The sequence below is a fragment of the Oleiagrimonas sp. C23AA genome (assembly GCF_011759385.1).
GTDB lineage: Bacteria > Pseudomonadota > Gammaproteobacteria > Xanthomonadales > Rhodanobacteraceae > Oleiagrimonas.
The window spans coordinates 242,347-258,718 of record NZ_JAARLY010000003.1; the positions used below are offsets into that span (position 1 = coordinate 242,347).

Sequence of the window (16,372 nt, forward strand, 5' to 3'; positions counted from 1 at the left end):
ATGATGGCCGCCACCCATGCAGATCCAGTTCAAGAAGATGCTCGGATGGGTGGTGGCGCTGGCCGTTCTGGTGGCCGCGACCGTTGCCCTCAAACGCATCCTGTCCACCATGCGCCTCGAAGACCTCGAGAGCGCCTTCGCCGCCACTCATTGGAGCCACATCGCGCTGGCCGCGTTGGGCACGGCGGTGAGCTTTGCCGTGCTTGGTCTATACGAGCGCTACGCCACGCGCATGGCGGTTCCAGGCAAGGTGCGATTTTCCACGGCCATGTTCATTGGCATGGTCGGCAATGCCTTTTCCAACACCTTGGGCTTTCACTGGCTGACGGGTAGTGCACTTCGCTATCGGGCCTATCGCAAGGCAGGTGTGGGCGTGGGCGACATTGCACGCATCATCAGTCTGGTGGGTTTGTGCGTGGGCCTGGGCTCGGTGGTGATCGTAGCCGCCGCGCTGCTGATTGACCCGCAAGGCGGAGGCTGGCGCCGCTGGATCGGCGTGGCCATGGCCGTGGGCCTGGTAGGCATCGATCTGGCGCTGCCCAAGCTGATGCAGAGCCGGTGGCTGGCACGCCTGCAGCTGCCGGCGATTACACGTCCTGGCCTTGCGCTGCAGATGCTGTTCGGGCTGGTAGAGATGAGCGGGGCGATCTTTGCCTTCTATGTGTTGCTGCCAGCGGATGTGGTGCCCGATTTCATCGGCTTCATTCCGGTGTTCATCATGGCCACGTTACTGGGCGTGGTGTCGCATTCGCCCGGTGGCGTCGGCGTGTTCGAGGCCACCTTGCTGACCGCCTTGCCCTCGGCCGACAAGGCGCAGGTGCTGGCCGCCGCGTTGTTGTACCGGCTGGTCTACAACCTGCTGCCATTCACGCTTTCGATGCTGGCGGTGGCACTGCGACGTGGTCTGAGCCACGCGCAGGAGACCTCAGTTGGACGGCGGGTATAGCGCCATCAGCTTCAGCTGCTGACGGTACAGCCAGCCTAGCCTGAAGATGCCCATCGGCTGGCGCCCGCGTTGGCGCGCGATGTCGGCCAGACGGAACAGCTCACGCTGCTTGTCGAACAGCATGCGGTAAGCCTCGGTCAGGCTATAGCGTGGGTCCCAGGCATGCACCACGTCGGCGCCGGTGCCGTTGACTTCTATGATGGTGAACTGGCCCTGGCGCAGTGCTTCCATGTGAGTGAAGCGCACATCGAAGCGGCCAAAGCAGAAGCCATCGGCGTCGGTCATGCACATGTCGCGGGCAATGCGGTCGACGTGTTCCGCCAGGACCGGCGTGATCAGCTCGCTGCCATCCTCGTAGCGGCCGCCAACGCGCGTGGAAGCCACGGTCGACAGCACCACACGTTCTCCCTGCGCCGGCACATGGCTTGGATCGAAGCGGCACTCGTGGTGGCGCTGGTTCACGGTGCGTCGCAGGCGCCGGTCCCGCGCCACCAGTTCGCCCAGTGATGACCGGCCATCACCGGTGACGGCCGGCACGTGCCGCAGCAGCAGGGCGGTCAGTTTGCCACGCGTCTGACCGGGCTCGCGCATGTAGAAAAGCCCCGCCTCGCCGGGCTGGTCGATGTACTCCTGCAGCACCAGCGAACTACCCGCCGGGAATGCGGCCAGATAGGCGGCAAGCTCCTCGGCGTTGCCGACGCGGCGCACACCGAGGCCACACCAGCCAAGGTCGGGCTTGGCGATGATCGGGAACGCCAGCGCCTGGCGCTGCATGGCGGCCAGCATCTCCTGCACGCTGGTGTCGCGGCGCACCGGAATGCCGACATACTTGGCAGTGACCGCCCGCGCCGAGGGCCCCATGGCGGCGAAATATTCCAGTTTGCCGTCACCGACCATGCCGCCGCTGGTGATCGCACCATTGAGCGCCGAGGGCAGGCTGAAGCTTCGGTAGCGCACACCCAGCGCCAGCCAGTGTATGACGGTGGGTATCAGGTTGAGCCATTTGGGCAGCTGTTCAAAGCGCCCGAGCGCCGAAACTTGCGGCACGTCGAGCGCCAGCCGCGCAGCGCGCTCAGCCATGGTCGAGAATCTGGTAGTGAATCGGTTTGTAGGCGAAGTTGTTCGACTGCCCGGCCGAACACGCGGTCAGCCCGATCACCAGGTCCATTTGTGCTTCGAAGACCGTGTAGTCGCCCGGTTTGCTGAGCGGCGGCTCCACCCGGATTTCCCCGGTCTCGCCATTCACCGGCACGTTCATGAACACGTTGAAGGCATTGGGAATGCGGTCGGGCGAGATACCATACGGCGCCAGCGCTTGGGCCAGGTTGCCGAAGCAACCCCGGTGCGGCTGCTTGTCGCCATAGATGATGCGAAACATCTCTGCCGAGCAGGGTGTCAGCAGGAAATCGTGGCGTCCGACGGTATCCTCGACAATGCGCAGCATCACCTGGCTGCGGTTGGAGTACAGCGGGTCACCCGTGCTCAGATAAATACGGCTGGCATAATCGATGGTGCGCCCGGAGGAGAGCCACTCGTCCGTGTCCTCGTGCGCGAAGGCGAGCAGATCGGCGACCTGCTCGCCTTGCGGATCAATCACTTTCAGACATTGACCCTGGCGCAGCTCGAAGGCCACGCCACTGCGCGGTGCAATCTCATGAATCATCATCGGGCGGTCCTTGCGGATCGGCGCATGCCGGTGCATGCGCATGGAAGGGACATGGCCAGCTCGCCTCGACACGCCTGCCGCTGTACTGCGCAGCCTCCGAACGCGTGCCGTGGTCGCTCAGCATGGGGTTGGTGGAGCCGGAATAAACCAGATCACGCGCCTGGATGGCGTGACGCATTTTCTGGTAGCGGCCGTCGGCACGGAGCTTCTCGAACTGCTGATGCAGGTTGAAGATCAGCGTTGGGTGAGCAAAGCGCCGTGCCGGACGGCTGGCGGCCGGGTGCAGGCCGACCACATAGAAGGCGTGGCCGCCCACACTCATGCTGAAATCGGGTGAGGCAGGATCGCGGCTGACGCGCGCATCCCAGTCGTGCTGGCGCGTATCGATGTCGTGGATGCCCTGCAGCCGCGCCCACAGCGTTTGCTCGAACTCGGTCTCGTCGGTGAGGTCGTCCTGCTCGAATATCACCGCCATGCTGACGAACATGTCATCGCCATGCGTGGCGGCAAACTGCTGCAGTGACCGGGTGATATCGGCATCATCCTCGGCGCTGCGCATCGAGCGTGCCAGCACGTGGTGCACGGCATGGCGCGAGCGCGCCGACTTGGCGCCTACGCAGGGAAAGGTGTCGGTGCCGATCAGGCGATCCAGGGCGGCGGCGGGGTCCATGGACACTTGCGTCGTCCTCGTGTGTCAATGGTCCGACGCTACGTTCCCCGGCATGGACTCAACTTGAACACATGCGACCATTGTTCAAGTCCCGCTCATGCAGTGTTTCACGCAGAGGCGCTGTCAGCACTGACGCAAGGGCGTAGAATGCCGCGACCCCACCTAAAGGCATGCACGATGCGCAAGTGCTTGGCGACCCTGGCTGTAATGGCCGCGGTTACGCTTCCCCTGTCCGCCATGGCTGATGGCGTTGATTATCCGGGCACCTTTTTCGTCAACGGTGGCCTGGGGCAGTCTCAGTACCACGTGGGTGGCTTCGACCATCCGCACGATACTGCCGCCATCATCGGCTTTGGTTACCGTTGGAATCACGTATTTGGTATCGAGTCCGGTTACACCGACCTGGGAACCGGCGAAGGGCATGCTGCCCACGGCGTGCGAAGCCTGCAACTGAAGGGCTGGACGCTGGGCTTGAACGGCCGCTTCGTGGTGGCTGGTCCATGGTCATTGGCTGCGCGCGCCGGTGTCTTCCGTGCGCGTACTACCGAAACCTCCAGCCGAAGCGGTCAGGCTGTGCATGGTGGAACTTCCGACGATGGATACTACGTCGGCGTGGGGGCCGATTACGACCTCTACCATGACTTTAGCCTGGGGCTCCGTTACGACCTGTACTGCAATGGACATTCCGGTGCTGGTTCGCGGCAGGCCACCGTGGGTGTTTACGGAGTCAATGCCGAATACCGCTTCTGAGTCACCGTACGCCATCACGCATGGCGCTGGAACCACGACGCGATGGCGTTAGCCGTCGATACGCTGCGCTCAGGTCACCGGCGGCGTGGTTTCGTGCATCGAAGCGCGTGCCTCGGCCCAGCCCTGCCAGTCGGCCAATGCCGGTGCTTGCGAGCGCCACTCCAATTCGGGCAGGCGAAGATCCAGATAGCCCAGCGCGCAGGCCACACCGATGCTGTCGAGCATGAAATGCTTGATATCGCGGTGGAAGTGGCGCTCCCAGTGCGCCAGCAGACGGTTCAGCGTGATCAGGCGGCGCTCGATCATGGCGTGGCCGCGCTGGGCTTCGTCCTTGCGCCGCTCGATGACGATATCCACGGTGAACTCGATGGCGCCCTGCGCTTGCGCCGCGCCGGCCAGCACGGCGTCGCGCTGCGCGTGGTCGGCCGGCACCAGCCGCGGCTGCGGATGGTGGCGCTCCAGGTAGTCGATGATGGTGTCGGCATTGGCCACGGCCAGACCATTGTCGGTGACCAGCGTGGGCACCTGCGACAGCGGGTTGACCGCCAGTAGCGCGTCGGGGCTGGCCCACGGGTCGACTGGAACCAGTTCGACCTGATCGAGCAGGCCTTTTTCGATCAGGGCGACGCGTACCTTGCGTGCGAAAGGCGAGGTGGGGCTGACATACAGCTGCATGGCGTGATTCCTCGACATCGAGTGTGGGCTTCACTCATGGTAGCGCTGTGACGATGGATGTCAGCGCCGCCGATGATCGGACTTGAAGGCCACGCTCAGTGACAAGGCGCACGCGGGGCCTGCGCCTGCCAGGAGAACTGCCTTGCCAGCCCGGCGGCAGCGTCGCATGGTGTTCGCGGCCGGCGTCAATGCACGGATATCTCACGGCCGCCATCCACGCCGACCGTCACCGCCAGCGGGCGGCGCGGAGCGGTCGCGGCGGCGTACCGGTGCGCGTCTGATTTACAGCGTGATGGCGTTGAAATCGCTTACGCACGTATGGCGCGCGTCGGTGGGGCACACCATCGGTTCGCGGCACAGCCAGGTGGTGCGCATGCCGGCCGCCGCCGCCGCGTCCAGTTCTTCGGTGATGTCGGACAGGAACAGGATCTGCGCGGCTGGCAGGCCGATCGACTCGGCGATGGCCTGGTAGGAGGCCGTTTCGCGCTTGGGTCCGGTCTGCGTATCGAAATAGCCGGAAAACAGTGGCGTCAGGTCGCCGGCCTCGCTGTAGCCGAACAGGAGCTTCTGCGCCGGCACCGAGCCTGACGAGTACACGTACAGCGCGATACCCGCGGCTTTCCACTCGGCCAGCCGCGCGGGCACCTCTGGATATACGTGCGAGGTGTAGGCGCCGCTTTCGTAACCTTCCTTCCAGATCATGCCCTGCAGCGCCTTCAGCGCCGTGGACTTGCGGTCGGCATCGATCCAGGCAATCAGCCGGTCGATCACTTCGGTGCGGCTGGCCTCGATGAAGCCCGCTTCCTTGGCCGCTTCGTGCAACCAGTGCTGTACATCGGCATCGTCGGCGTGGGTTTCGACAAAGGCGGGCAGGCGCTCGCGAGCGTAGGGGAACAGCACATCCTTGACGAAGGAAATGGCGCTGGTGGTGCCTTCGATGTCGGTGACGATGGCGCGGATGTCGGTCATGGCGGCCCTTGCGGTAAGCGAAAATCAGCGGGACGCACAGCATACGGGCCGTGCGTCGATGCCGGGTGAGCGAGGCGTTAGTGGATCAGGCCTGGGCTGCGCTGGCGTGCGGTTGCATGCGCGGGAAGCGCTCGGCAATGGCATCGCCGGTGAAGTTGGCGACCCAGCCGTCCTTGTTGGTGAACAGGCGAATGGCGACGAAATAGGGCGCCTCGCTCATGTCGAACCAGTGCCGGGTGCCATCGGGCACGCCGATCAGGTCGCCAGCCTCACACAGCACGTCGTAGACGCGTTCGCCGATGTGCAGCGTGAACTGGCCCGATCCGGCGACGAAAAAACGCACCTCGTCCTCGGAGTGGGTGTGCTCGCTGAGGAACTTCTGGCGCAAGTTGGCGCGCTCGGGGTGATCGGGCTTCAGGCTGATCACGTCCACCGACTGATAGCCTTCTTCGCGCATCAAGCGATCGATATCGCTCTGGTAGGCGGCGATCACCTCGTCCTGACTGGCCCCGGGCGCGATCGGCTGGTTGGCTTGCCATTGTTCGAAACGCACGCCGACCTTGCCCAGTTCGCGGGCGATGGCCTCAGGTTCGCTGCTGCTCAACAGCGGGGCCTGGGTGTTGGCTTCGGTGTAAATACGCAGACGGCTCATGCGGACAACCTCTTCAAATCCAGTTCGCAGGCGATCAGAAATTCCAGCGCCTCCAGGTGGCGGCGCGCCTCGGCCATGCTGCGGCCCCAGGTATAGATGCCGTGGCCGTTGATCAGATAGGCGTGCAGCGGCTTGCCGTCATCCAGCCAGGCATCGATGCGCGCTTCCAGTTCCGGCATGTGCTGGGTGTTGGGAAACACCGGCACCTCGAGCACGCTTTCGTGCGAGGTGTAGCCGGTAATGGCTTTCTGCAGCTCCCAGCCTTCCAGGTGGATGGCGCCGTCACGGGCGAACAGCCGCGAGGCCACGCTCTGGTTGCGCGAGTGCGTGTGCAGCACCACCTGCATCTCGGGCATGCGCCGATAGATCTGCGTATGCAGGCCGGTTTCGGCCGAGGGGCGAAGATCGGAGTCGACCGGCTGGCCGTCAAAATCGACCACCATGATGTCATCGCGCCCGAGGCGGCTCTTATCGCGGCCAGACACGGTGATGGCCGCGTGGGCATCATCCAGACGCATGGAGAAGTTGCTGCTGGTGGCCGGTGTCCAGCCTGCCTGGGCCAGGGCGGCCGCCGCTTCGGCAATGGCGTCGGCGCGGGCGCTCAGCTGGGTCGGGGTATAGGCCATGCTCGGGTTTCCGTGGTCGCGTTCGGACGTCTATATGCGCGCCATTGTAGCAGTGCGCAAGGGGTGTCATGCGGCATCTGGGCGCAGCGCCCTTGTCCGGCCGCGGTTCGGGTGTACGATGCAAGGCGGCTGCGGCGCCATGGGGCGTCGGCCAGGGCTTTCGATGTCGCCCGTAACGACGGAGGTCGATTCATGACGCAACACGATGAAAATATTGCCTCGCGGCGCCGCTTCCTGAAGCTGGCGGCCGGCTCGGCGGCGGTGGCCGCCGCCGCCGGCGTGATGCCGGGTCTGGCGCGGGCCAGGGATCTGCCGCATGTCAGCCCGTCTGACGCCACGGCCAAGGCCCTGCATTATGTGGAAGATGCCAGCAAGTCCGACAGCCCCAAGCACAAGGCTGGGGACGACTGCGCCAACTGCATGTTCTATCAGGGCAAGGCCGGTCAGGCTTACGGACCGTGCCAGCTGTTCCCGGGCAAGGCGGTCAATGCCAAGGGCTGGTGCATTTCCCATCAGCCAAAGAAATAGCGCGCGGCATGCGGCCAGCTTTTGGCTGGCATCGTGAACGCAAAAAGGCCGGCATCAAGCCGGCCTTTTTTCTTGCGTATTGCACGTACCAGTGACGCAATGTGCCACCCGGAGGCGCCAGGCTGAGGAGCTGACCCGCCTGGAACGCCCGGGCAGCGAGCCGGTGGCCACTGCCAAGTTTCCACCGGGGCGCACATGGTACGCCGCTGTCGCGATCAGGGCCAGTGGCCCCGGTCGCGTGCGTCTCACTGATTGCTGCGAAGCCGGCTGTGGCGGTAGCCAAAGCCGAAGTAGATGGCCAGGCCCAGTACCGTCCAGACCAGCATCAGCATCCAGTTGAACCAGTTCATCTGCGACAACAGGAAGGCGCAGCTGAGCACGCCGGCCACGCAGATCACCGGGGCCCACGGCACCCGGAAGGTGCGCTTGAGGTCGGGCTGGGTATAACGAAGCACCAGCACGCCGGCACACACGGCGGTGAAGGCGATCAGCGTGCCCATCGAGGTCAAGTCGGCCAGCAGGTCCAGCGGGAAGACGGCCGCCAGCACGGCGATGCCGAAACCGGTGATCAGGGTGTTGATATGCGGTGTGCGGTGGCGCGGATGCACCTTGGCGAATACCTTGGGCAGCATGCCGTCGCGCGCCATGATCATGAAGATGCGCGGCTGCGCGATGATCATCACCAGAATCACCGAGGAAAGGCCAATCAGCGCGCCCACTTCCACCAGCGGACGCAGCCAGGTCAGTTCCGGATGGCCGCGCAGCGCGGCGACCACCGGGTCGGCCACATCCAGCATCGAATAGGGCACCAGGCCGGTCATCACCGCCGCCATGCCCAGGTACAGCAACGTGCAAAGAATCAGCGAGACCAGGATGCCGAAGGGCAGATCACGCTGCGGATTCTTGCATTCCTGCGCCGCGGTCGAGGTGGCCTCGAAGCCGATATAGGCGAAGAAGACCATGGCCGCGGCGCGGAAAATGCCCGACCAGCCGTATTTGTCGTTGCCCTGGTGGGCCGGGATGAACGGGTGCCAGTTGTCTACGTTCACATAGCGCGCGCCGGCGATGATGATGACCACGATCAGGCCCACTTTCAGCACCACCATCAGCGCGTTGAGGCCCGATGATTCACGGATGCCGACGTAGCACAGCCAGGTGAGCGCGGCGACGATGGCCACAGCCGGCAGATTGAGTAGCGCGCCGGTGCCCACCAGATGGCCGTCGGTGAAGGCCAGTGGCGCCATGGTCAGCGCCTTGGGCAAATGCATGCCCAGGGTATCGAGCAGGCTGGTGAAATAGCCGGTCCAGCTGGTGGCTACGGCCGAAGCCGAAATGCCGTATTCCAGCACCATGTTCCAGCCGATGAACCAGGCCACCACTTCGCCCAGCGTGGCGTAGGCGTAGGAATAGGAGCTGCCGGAAATGGGGATCAGCGTGGCGAACTCGGCGTAGCACAGCGCCGAGAAACCCGAACAGATCGCCGCCAGGATGAACGAAATCAGCACCGCCGGGCCGGCATACTCGGCCGCTGCCGTGCCGGTGACCACGAAGATGCCGGTACCGATGACCGAGCCGATGCCCAGCGCGGTGATGCCCCACGGACCCAGCGTGCGGCGCAGGGCGGGGCCTTGCGCGTGATCGTCATTGTCGAACGAGGTCTTGCGGGCAAAAAGCTGGTGCAGCATGGACATGGGTATCGGTAACCGGAGGTTGGGCTCGGATGGACAGGGCCAAGAAGGCGACGCCGGCATCGGAGCCGGCGTCGCCTTGGGCTTTTTACGACTTCAGCGCCTTGCGCAGTTTGCTGTGCTTGTAGCCGTAGCTGAAGTAGACGATGAAGCCGATTACCGTCCAGCCCAGCAGCAGCAACCAGTTGCGCACCGGCATGATGTAGATCAGGCCCAGGCAGCACAGCACGCCCAGCGGGCAGATCACGTGCGCCAGCGGCACGCGGAACGAGCGCTTCAGCTCCGGCTGCGTGTAGCGCAGGATCAGCACGCCAGCTGAAACCGTGGCGAAGGCCACCAGTGTGCCCATCGAGACCACATCGCCCAGCAGGCTGATCGGCAGCAGCGCGGCCATGACGGCGGCGATGATGGCCACGATGATGGTGGCGCGGTGCGGGGTCTTGTACTTCGGATGCACCTTGCCCAGCACCTTCGGCATCAGGCCGTCGTGGGCCATGGCGAAGAAGATGCGCGGCTGGCCCATCATCATCACCAGGATCACCGTGCTCAGGCCGGCGATCGCGGCCAGCTCGGCCAGCGTCTTCAGCCAGTTGAGCGAGGGATGCGCCGCCAGCGCCGTGGCCACCGGTTCGGCGGTATCCAGCAGCTTGTACGGCAGCATGCCGGTCAGCACCGCGGCCATCAGGATGTACAGCAGGGTGCAGATGAACAGCGAGCCCAGGATGCCGATCGGCATGTCGCGCTGCGGGTTCTTCACTTCCTGCGCGGCGGTCGAGACCGCGTCGAAGCCGATGTAGGCGAAGAACACGATGGAGGCGCCACGGAACACGCCCGACCAGCCGTAGATGCCGGGGCCTTCGTTGGCCGGGATGAACGGATGCCAGTTGGCCGGCGTCACGTAGTGCGCGCCAAAGATCACCACGGCCAGCACCACCAGCACCTTCATCGCCACGATCACCGCGTTCACGGTGGCCGATTCCTTGATGCCGCGATAGCACAGCATGGCGATGGCGCCGATGATCAGCACCGCGGGCAGGTTGAACCAGGCGCCGGTCACGACCAGGGCATCATGCTTGAAGGTGAACGGCGCCTCGCGCAGCACGCTGGGCAGGTGCATGCCGAACTGGTCCAGGAAGCTCAGCGTATAGCCGGCCCAGCCCACCGCCACGGTGGAGGCGGCGAACAGGTATTCCAGCACCAGGCTCCAGCCGACGAACCAGGCGGCCGATTCGCCCAGCGTGGAATAGGTGTAGCTGTAGGCGCTGCCGGAAACCGGAATCATCGCCGACAGTTCGGCATAGGACAGCGCGGCGAAGGCGCAGGCCAGACCGGCGAAGACGAAGCTCAGGATGATCGCCGGGCCGGCATGCTCGGCCGCCGCCGTGCCGGTGATCACGAATATACCTGCGCCAATCACGGCACCGATGCCGAGCATGATCAGGTGTCGCCAGTCGAGGCTGCGCGCCAGCTCCACCTCTTCTCCGGCAACCACGTGCGGTTCGGCATGCACCGGCTTGGTGATGAACAGGTTACTCATGAATGTGGTGTCCCCCGAAAATGAGCACGCTGGCGCATGCGAGAAGGCCGGCGCCGGCTTGATTTCTTGTTGTGCTGGAAGCCCGCCATGGCGGGGCATAGTCGATGTACCATGCCAAAGTCCCGACCCCCGTACAAGGACAAAAGTCATGCTCTCAAGGGCTTGCCGCACGTGCTAATGGCGTGCAGGCTTGGCCGCCCCGACGAGCACGACAGCTTGGCCATGACCACCGATCTATCCGCGCTTTGCGCGTCGCTGCGCCAATACGCCAGAACCTGCGCCAATCCAGCCGGGGCGACGGCTTTTCTGGAGCTGGCCGAGGAGGGTTCCCACGCCCTTACCCGCCAGCGCCTGGACGGGCATTTCACGGCGTCCGCCTGGCTGGTCAGCGCCGACGGCGAGCGCACACTGCTGACCCATCACCGCAAGCTCGATCGCTGGCTGCAGCCGGGTGGCCACGCCGATGGCGATGCCGACCTGGCGCGTGTGGCGCTGCGCGAGGCCGAGGAGGAAACCGGTGTGGGCGAACTTGCCGTGGAGGGCGGCATTTTCGACCTGGATCGCCACCAGATTCCCGCCCGGGGCAAGGAGCCGGCCCACTGGCACTACGATGTGCGTTACGTGGTGCGCGCCGGTACCGACGAGCGTTTCGTGGTCAGCGAGGAGTCGCACGCGCTGGCCTGGCGCGAGATTGCCGAGGTCGCGGCCGATCCGGCAATCGACCCGTCGCTCAGGCGTATGGCGCAGCGCTGGTTGCAGCGCACCTGACCGGCAGCTTTCGACAAAGGTGGCATGCTGCGACGCAGCATGGCGCGCTAGAATGCATGGCCTCCCGTTGCGGTGCCTGCCTGGCGCCGCGGCCGTCCCCACCCGCATTCGAAAGGCTTGCAGTTCATGGCTGATGCCTCCGCCCCGATGCGCGCGCCGCTGACCGCGCGCGCGCGCCTGTGGCGCATTGTTTCCACGGTGTTTTTCACCTTTGCCGCGTATCTGACCATCGGCTTCTCGTTGTCGGTGCTGCCCGGTTTCGTCCATCACGGGCTGGGCTTTGGCACCGTGCTGGCCGGTCTGGCGATCAGCACGCAATACCTGGCCACCTTGCTCAGTCGTCCGCACGTTGGGCGGATGACCGACAACCTGGGGCCCAAACGCACCGTGCTTATCGGTCTGGGCATGGGCGCGATTTCAGCGCTGCTGCTGAGCGCTGGCGCCTGGCTGGCCTCGGCGCCGGGTTTGAGTCTGGGCGTGATCTTGCTGGCACGACTGGCGCTGGGATGCGCCGAAAGTTGCGTGGGTACCGGCGCCATCGCCTGGGGCATGGCCCAGGTCGGCCACGAGCACACCGCGCGGGTGATTTCCTGGAATGGCGTGGCCACCTATGGCGCACTGGCCGCGGGCGCGCCGCTGGGTGTGGCGCTGGCCGCGCACGGCCATCTGCTGAGCGTGGGCCTGGTGTCGCTGGCACTGATGTTGATTGCACTGCCGTTGGCCTGGTTCAAGGCCGCATCGCCGGTCACCCACGGCGAGCGCTATCCGTTCATGACAGTGGCGCGGCGCGTGGTGCCTTACGGCGCCGGTCTGGCGATGGGCTCAATCGGATTTGGCTGCATCGCCACGTTCATCACCCTGTTCTACGGCGCCCATGGCTGGGCCGGGGCCGCGCTCAGCCTGACCGTGTTCGGCGTGGTGTTTGTCGGTACCCGTTTCGTTTTCGGCTGGACCATTCCGCGCGCCGGCGGGTATCGCGTGGCGGCGGTGTCCTTGGTGCTGGAAGCGGTGGGTCTGGCACTGGTGTGGCACGCCGCCAGCCCGGCGGCGACCCTGGTCGGCGTTGGATTGGCCGGATTCGGCTTTTCGCTGGTATTTCCCGCCCTGGGCGTGGAGGCGGTGAGCCAGGTGCCAGCGCACAGTCGGGGCTCGGCGCTGGGTGTGTATTCGGTATTCATGGATGTGGCGCTGGCACTGACCGGACCGCTGGGTGGCTGGCTGGCCTCGGATGGACGCGGCTTCGCGCCGGTCTATGCGGCCTCCGGCGTGATCGCGTTGGCCGCCGTGGTGCTGACGCTGTGGCTGCGTCGGCGCAGCCGGCACGGGGCCGATCCCGTCTACGCCTGATCAGGCCCGCGCCGGCAGCACGTGCGGCGTCCCCCGTCTTTGTTCGATAGAACGGTGTCAGTCCGAGGAGGGCTTGCCCGGGCCATCGCTGGCCGGCAGCGCATGACGCGCGGCGACGCTGGCGCTGACCGCCATCTGGTACAGCCCGTGGGTGGAATCAGAGGTCGACAGGCTCAGTGCCAGCACCGGCACGGCGGCCTTGTTGGTGTAGGTCCACTGGGTGATGTTGAGCGTGCCTTCACGCGTGCGGCGGGTCTGCTCATGCGCGCTTTCTTGCAGCGTGCCGGGTTCGCGCAGGCCCTCGCGCAGCGAGGCCACTGCCGCGCGTGCCTGGGCCGCGTCGGCGCGTCGCGCATACACCGAGCACAGGTTGCCCCACTCGGCGACCAGCAGCAGGTGATGGCCGTTCCGGCTAACCGCAAAGGCGCGCCCGCCGCGCTTACCGGTCAGCGTGCTGGTCATGGCCGGCGCCGCGCGCGGAAAGTGCTGCTGGGCCAGCCAGTCGCTGAAATCCGACTCGTGCGGATAATGCGTCAGACAGGCTTCGGCAAACAGCTGAACGGCAGCGCTTTCGGCCGAGGCATTATCGGTCGCGCAAGCCGGATGCGGCACGGCAAGTGCGGTCAGCGACAGGGCGGCAAAAACAAGTATCGGGCGCATGAAAGCTCACTCCGTGTAGCGCGGTGGATGACGCGGTGGTGGCGCTTGCCGCTATGCTGTGCACACCGGCCGCCGGCTGCGGCCATCATGCCTTCAACCGTTCAGAGAGTTCCATGCCTTCCTTCGATATCGTGTCCGAAGTGGACAAGCACGAGCTGACCAACGCCGTGGATCAGGCCAACCGCGAGTTGACCAACCGCTTTGACTTCAAGGGCGTCAACGCCCGTTTCGAGCTGGACGACAGCACCATCAAGCAATTGGCGCCCAGTGAGTTCCAGCTGCAGCAGATGCTGGACATCCTGCGCGGGCGCATCGTCGCGCGCGGCATCGACCTGCGTGCGCTGGACGTGGGCGAGCCCGAAGCCAACCTGGCCGAGGCGCGCCAGACCATCACCGTCAAGCAGGGCATCGAGCAGGCGGTGGCCAAGAAGATCGGCGCCGCCATCAAGGAGGCCAAGCTCAAGGTGCAGTCGCAGATCAACGGCGACAAGCTGCGCGTGACCGGCAAGAAGCGCGATGACCTGCAGGCGGCCATCGCCATGCTGCGCGGCCAGGAGTTCGACGTGCCGCTGCAGTTCGAGAATTTCCGCGACTGATCCTGCATCGTTTCCTACTTGGCGATCCGGGCAGCGTCCAGGTGGCGGCAGGGCTTCTATGACTTCATCGTCGCTGGCGCGGCGGCGGTTTTGCTTGCTTTGAGATGTCCATTGAACTGGAATAGACCCGCACTCACTGCCAAGCACGAGAAGGCGATGGTTGCGGTCTGCAGTGAGGTGCGCTGCATCAGCTGAGCGAACAGCGGTGCTCCCGCGGTTTGGCCAATGGCCAGCGTCAGAAAGCCAACCATCAGGCCGCTTGCAGGTCGGTGGGGCAGGGCCGAGGTGCCCCAGACCAGGTAGATACCAGTCAACATGACATAGGCCGAGCCGAATAGTGCGCCACCCAGCACGGTTGCCAGTGGTGTTGTAAACGAGAGCCCGGCCATCGAGGTGCCTGTTGCCAGTATCGCGAGGAAGCCTCGATGAACCCTATTGATGCCCAGGCGCGTGACCAATATGCCGGCTGCCGCGCCACTCACACCTGCCGCCCCGATGGCGATCCAGAGCAGACTGATGCCGTGCGTGGACCAGTGCAGGCGTCTGGCGGCCATTTCGCCACCGAATGACCACAGCGCTGTGCTGGAGACGCCCGCCAGAAACGAGGCGCCGATCAATTGCCAGAGGGTGCCACGCGCTGGCGTCCTGACGTGGGCGGCTTTGCGTGGTGATGTGACGCTTTCCGCCGAGCCGGACGGTAGCCACCGCCAGGCTGCAAGCGCTGCCGCCAGTGCCGAGCCGGCGAACAGGACAAATACTTCGCGCCATCGTTCACTCATGCCCAGCGCCACCAAACCGGATATAACCACGCCGCCGCTGGTACCCGCATTGATGACAGTATTGGTGGCATTTTGCTGGGCGCGGTCCACGCCTTGAGAGACCGCAAGAGCCATCGGCGGTGATGCCAAACCTGTGCTCACGCCGGCTAGCACCACGAACATCGCCAGCCAGGTCGGTGACGGTGAGATTGCGATGCCCAGCATGCCTGCCGCCGCCGTTAGTCCCGAAATGACAGCTACCGCTTTTGCGCCCATACGCTCGCAGGTCCGCGCCGAAATCATGATGGCGATGACGTAGGCGAGAAACGCGCCACCGGCAATAGTGCCTGCGTAAGTATCTGACAGCGCTAGATCGGTACGTATCTGTGGCAGGAAAAGGCCAAATGCGAACCGTGCGAAGCCGTAGCAGACCGCGATGAGGCCAAAGCCGGTCGCGCCCATTTTGAGGGCGCGGCTCATGCCGGGCGCTTCGCTTCGATGAGCTGGCAGGCGCAGTCGCTCGCCGCCTCGATGGCCCGATCTCCACGATAGGTGGCGGCAGCCGTGGCGCCTTCGAACAACGCCAGTATCTGATCGCAAAGCATCGCATCGTCGGTGCCCGTCTCACCAGCCACCATAGCTGTGATGCTTGCGTGCAGCTGTGCGTGATAGTCCGCGACCACCTGCTCGATTAGCGGCGTGCGAGCGCCGGTTTCGGCACGTACACGAAAAAACAGGCAGCCGCGCGCGCCATCCTGCCTGACCCATTGACGCAAGGAGGCGAACAGTGCGCGTGTACTGCGAAAGTCGGCCTGCGCGAAAAAACGCCTTTGTCGCGCGCGCAGCACCATCGCCATCAACACATGCTTGCCCGCGGCGTGTTTATACACGGTGCGGCTGGAAAGGCCGCTGGCCTCCACCACACGCCCCATCCCGGTCGCGTTGAAGCCTTCATGATCGAACAGCCGCTCGGCGGCGGCGAGAAGTCGCGAGTCGATATCCATACACGCCATGTAAAACGATCATTTTACACGGGTCAACACCTCGGCCCTGGGCCATTCAGTCTGAGACCATGTGTGGATGGTGTTGATAAGCGATTGAGGCAGTAGGTCGAGGTCTGAAGGCAAGGAGCCAGCTGGCGAGTTGAACCCACCCCATCGCGGGTTCGCAGCGATGAAGCCTGGCTGTGTGGAGGGGCGATGGAGCGCTTGGCAAAGTGGTAGCACTTTCAGTCGAGGCCAGGCGAGCTTCTGGCACCCGCGCCACCGGCAGCGAGCGCGGGAGGCAAATGCTTCTTTCGAAGATACGGATATAAAAAAACCTCCGGCAGCCAGGGGAGGAGCTGCCGGAGGTTGTCAGGTCGGTGTCCCGTAAAGGGGAAGGAGACCGGCCCCTCCGATGACCCGCAAGGCGGGAAATCGATAGTCGCCATCACGGCGATTCGTTACTTGGTGTATGGACGGATGAGAAAGTTCTCAAGCGTCGACCCTTGGTTGCTGGGTCGGCGTTCATTTTCGTGGCGCAAGTCACGTTTTT

General features: G+C 64.7%; 18 protein-coding genes. 6 read left to right on the forward strand and 12 right to left on the reverse strand.

Annotated features, from left to right (window positions below; genetic code table 11):
• The first annotated feature begins 16 nt into the window (after nt 1–16).
• A complete protein-coding gene (locus HBF24_RS06595) occupies nt 17–946 on the forward strand; it encodes a lysylphosphatidylglycerol synthase domain-containing protein (protein WP_167170730.1) in 930 nt (309 codons plus the stop codon).
• Here HBF24_RS06595 and HBF24_RS06600 read toward each other — a convergent pair.
• From HBF24_RS06600 to gntA, 3 genes are read right to left on the reverse strand one after another with little or no spacing between them, the layout of a single operon-like run.
• Nucleotides 926–2,026, reverse strand: a complete 1,101-nt coding sequence (locus HBF24_RS06600; protein ID WP_167170733.1) for a hypothetical protein — start codon at nt 2,024–2,026, stop codon at nt 926–928. The genes HBF24_RS06595 and HBF24_RS06600 overlap by 21 nt on opposite strands.
• A complete protein-coding gene (locus HBF24_RS06605) occupies nt 2,019–2,612 on the reverse strand; it encodes an urea carboxylase-associated family protein (RefSeq protein ID WP_206064221.1) in 594 nt (197 codons plus the stop codon). The genes HBF24_RS06600 and HBF24_RS06605 overlap by 8 nt, the downstream gene beginning before the upstream one ends.
• Nucleotides 2,599–3,282, reverse strand: a complete 684-nt coding sequence (gene gntA, locus HBF24_RS06610; protein WP_240922305.1) for a guanitoxin biosynthesis heme-dependent pre-guanitoxin N-hydroxylase GntA — start codon at nt 3,280–3,282, stop codon at nt 2,599–2,601. Before gntA ends, HBF24_RS06605 begins: the two co-directional genes overlap by 14 nt.
• Before the next feature lie 177 nt (nt 3,283–3,459).
• On the opposite strand from gntA, the gene HBF24_RS06615 reads away from it, so the two are divergent.
• Nucleotides 3,460–4,032 (forward strand): outer membrane beta-barrel protein, encoded by a 573-nt coding sequence (locus HBF24_RS06615; RefSeq protein WP_167170738.1) that lies wholly within the window; start codon nt 3,460–3,462, stop codon nt 4,030–4,032.
• A gap of 69 nt (nt 4,033–4,101) precedes the next feature.
• On the opposite strand, the gene HBF24_RS06620 is transcribed toward HBF24_RS06615, so the two are convergent.
• The 4 genes from HBF24_RS06620 to HBF24_RS06635 all read right to left on the reverse strand — a co-directional run bounded on the left by HBF24_RS06620 (nt 4,102) and on the right by HBF24_RS06635 (nt 6,954).
• Nucleotides 4,102–4,707 carry a glutathione S-transferase N-terminal domain-containing protein gene (locus HBF24_RS06620; protein ID WP_167170741.1) on the reverse strand — a complete coding sequence of 202 codons (606 nt, stop codon included), beginning with the start codon at nt 4,705–4,707 and terminating at the stop codon, nt 4,102–4,104.
• A gap of 282 nt (nt 4,708–4,989) precedes the next feature.
• Nucleotides 4,990–5,676 (reverse strand): acireductone synthase, encoded by a 687-nt coding sequence (gene mtnC / locus HBF24_RS06625; RefSeq protein ID WP_167170744.1) that lies wholly within the window; start codon nt 5,674–5,676, stop codon nt 4,990–4,992.
• Nucleotides 5,677–5,761: 85 nt separating this feature from the next.
• Nucleotides 5,762–6,328, reverse strand: a complete 567-nt coding sequence (locus HBF24_RS06630; RefSeq protein WP_167170747.1) for an acireductone dioxygenase — start codon at nt 6,326–6,328, stop codon at nt 5,762–5,764.
• Nucleotides 6,325–6,954, reverse strand: a complete 630-nt coding sequence (locus HBF24_RS06635) for a methylthioribulose 1-phosphate dehydratase (RefSeq protein ID WP_167170750.1) — start codon at nt 6,952–6,954, stop codon at nt 6,325–6,327. Before HBF24_RS06635 ends, HBF24_RS06630 begins: the two co-directional genes overlap by 4 nt.
• A 192-nt stretch (nt 6,955–7,146) precedes the next feature.
• On the opposite strand from HBF24_RS06635, the gene HBF24_RS06640 reads away from it, so the two are divergent.
• A complete protein-coding gene (locus tag HBF24_RS06640; RefSeq protein WP_167170753.1) occupies nt 7,147–7,482 on the forward strand; it encodes a high-potential iron-sulfur protein in 336 nt (111 codons plus the stop codon).
• Nucleotides 7,483–7,727: 245 nt separating this feature from the next.
• Here the strand turns inward: HBF24_RS06640 and HBF24_RS06645 are convergent, their stop codons facing one another.
• The gene (locus HBF24_RS06645; RefSeq protein ID WP_167171422.1) at nt 7,728–9,167 is read right to left on the reverse strand and encodes an amino acid permease; all 1,440 of its coding nucleotides are present in this window, start codon (nt 9,165–9,167) and stop codon (nt 7,728–7,730) included.
• Nucleotides 9,168–9,258: 91 nt separating this feature from the next.
• Nucleotides 9,259–10,707 (reverse strand): amino acid permease, encoded by a 1,449-nt coding sequence (locus HBF24_RS06650; RefSeq protein WP_167170755.1) that lies wholly within the window; start codon nt 10,705–10,707, stop codon nt 9,259–9,261.
• 222 nt (nt 10,708–10,929) lie between these two features.
• On the opposite strand from HBF24_RS06650, the gene HBF24_RS06655 reads away from it, so the two are divergent.
• Nucleotides 10,930–11,475, forward strand: coding sequence for an NUDIX hydrolase (locus HBF24_RS06655; protein WP_167170758.1), 546 nt, complete (start codon nt 10,930–10,932; stop codon nt 11,473–11,475).
• Nucleotides 11,476–11,601: 126 nt separating this feature from the next.
• Complete coding sequence (locus HBF24_RS06660) at nt 11,602–12,822, forward strand: MFS transporter (RefSeq protein WP_240922268.1); 1,221 nt, start codon at nt 11,602–11,604, stop codon at nt 12,820–12,822.
• A 57-nt stretch (nt 12,823–12,879) separates the two neighbouring features.
• Here HBF24_RS06660 and HBF24_RS06665 read toward each other — a convergent pair whose 3' ends face one another.
• The gene (locus HBF24_RS06665) at nt 12,880–13,482 is read right to left on the reverse strand and encodes a hypothetical protein (RefSeq protein ID WP_167170761.1); all 603 of its coding nucleotides are present in this window, start codon (nt 13,480–13,482) and stop codon (nt 12,880–12,882) included.
• 113 nt (nt 13,483–13,595) lie between these two features.
• Between HBF24_RS06665 and HBF24_RS06670 the strand changes: the two genes are divergently transcribed.
• Nucleotides 13,596–14,078: a YajQ family cyclic di-GMP-binding protein gene (locus tag HBF24_RS06670; protein WP_167170764.1), complete on the forward strand. Its 483-nt coding sequence runs from the start codon at nt 13,596–13,598 to the stop codon at nt 14,076–14,078.
• Nucleotides 14,079–14,134: 56 nt separating this feature from the next.
• Here the strand turns inward: HBF24_RS06670 and HBF24_RS06675 are convergent, their stop codons facing one another.
• Both HBF24_RS06675 and HBF24_RS06680 read right to left on the reverse strand, forming a co-directional pair.
• Nucleotides 14,135–15,316, reverse strand: coding sequence for an MFS transporter (locus HBF24_RS06675; RefSeq protein ID WP_167170767.1), 1,182 nt, complete (start codon nt 15,314–15,316; stop codon nt 14,135–14,137).
• Nucleotides 15,313–15,840 (reverse strand): TetR/AcrR family transcriptional regulator, encoded by a 528-nt coding sequence (locus HBF24_RS06680; RefSeq protein WP_167170770.1) that lies wholly within the window; start codon nt 15,838–15,840, stop codon nt 15,313–15,315. The genes HBF24_RS06675 and HBF24_RS06680 overlap by 4 nt, the downstream gene beginning before the upstream one ends.
• Nucleotides 15,841–16,372 lie beyond the last annotated feature (532 nt).

Bases quoted from the DNA above. Each gene is read 5' to 3' on its own strand.
- HBF24_RS06680 (WP_167170770.1), bottom strand. From the start codon at position 15,840: ATGGATATCGACTCGCGACTTCTCGCCGCCGCCGAGCGGCTGTTCGAT.
- HBF24_RS06600 (WP_167170733.1), bottom strand. From the start codon at position 2,026: ATGGCTGAGCGCGCTGCGCGGCTGGCGCTCGACGTGCCGCAAGTTTCG.
- HBF24_RS06620 (WP_167170741.1), bottom strand. From the start codon at position 4,707: ATGCAGCTGTATGTCAGCCCCACCTCGCCTTTCGCACGCAAGGTACGC.
- HBF24_RS06650 (WP_167170755.1), bottom strand. From the start codon at position 10,707: ATGAGTAACCTGTTCATCACCAAGCCGGTGCATGCCGAACCGCACGTG.
- HBF24_RS06615 (WP_167170738.1), top strand. From the start codon at position 3,460: ATGCGCAAGTGCTTGGCGACCCTGGCTGTAATGGCCGCGGTTACGCTT.
- HBF24_RS06630 (WP_167170747.1), bottom strand. From the start codon at position 6,328: ATGAGCCGTCTGCGTATTTACACCGAAGCCAACACCCAGGCCCCGCTG.
- HBF24_RS06640 (WP_167170753.1), top strand. From the start codon at position 7,147: ATGACGCAACACGATGAAAATATTGCCTCGCGGCGCCGCTTCCTGAAG.
- HBF24_RS06595 (WP_167170730.1), top strand. From the start codon at position 17: ATGCAGATCCAGTTCAAGAAGATGCTCGGATGGGTGGTGGCGCTGGCC.
- HBF24_RS06670 (WP_167170764.1), top strand. From the start codon at position 13,596: ATGCCTTCCTTCGATATCGTGTCCGAAGTGGACAAGCACGAGCTGACC.
- mtnC (WP_167170744.1), bottom strand. From the start codon at position 5,676: ATGACCGACATCCGCGCCATCGTCACCGACATCGAAGGCACCACCAGC.
- HBF24_RS06665 (WP_167170761.1), bottom strand. From the start codon at position 13,482: ATGCGCCCGATACTTGTTTTTGCCGCCCTGTCGCTGACCGCACTTGCC.
- HBF24_RS06675 (WP_167170767.1), bottom strand. From the start codon at position 15,316: ATGAGCCGCGCCCTCAAAATGGGCGCGACCGGCTTTGGCCTCATCGCG.
- HBF24_RS06605 (WP_206064221.1), bottom strand. From the start codon at position 2,612: ATGATGATTCATGAGATTGCACCGCGCAGTGGCGTGGCCTTCGAGCTG.
- HBF24_RS06635 (WP_167170750.1), bottom strand. From the start codon at position 6,954: ATGGCCTATACCCCGACCCAGCTGAGCGCCCGCGCCGACGCCATTGCC.
- gntA (WP_240922305.1), bottom strand. From the start codon at position 3,282: ATGGACCCCGCCGCCGCCCTGGATCGCCTGATCGGCACCGACACCTTT.
- HBF24_RS06645 (WP_167171422.1), bottom strand. From the start codon at position 9,167: ATGCTGCACCAGCTTTTTGCCCGCAAGACCTCGTTCGACAATGACGAT.
- HBF24_RS06655 (WP_167170758.1), top strand. From the start codon at position 10,930: ATGACCACCGATCTATCCGCGCTTTGCGCGTCGCTGCGCCAATACGCC.
- HBF24_RS06660 (WP_240922268.1), top strand. From the start codon at position 11,602: ATGGCTGATGCCTCCGCCCCGATGCGCGCGCCGCTGACCGCGCGCGCG.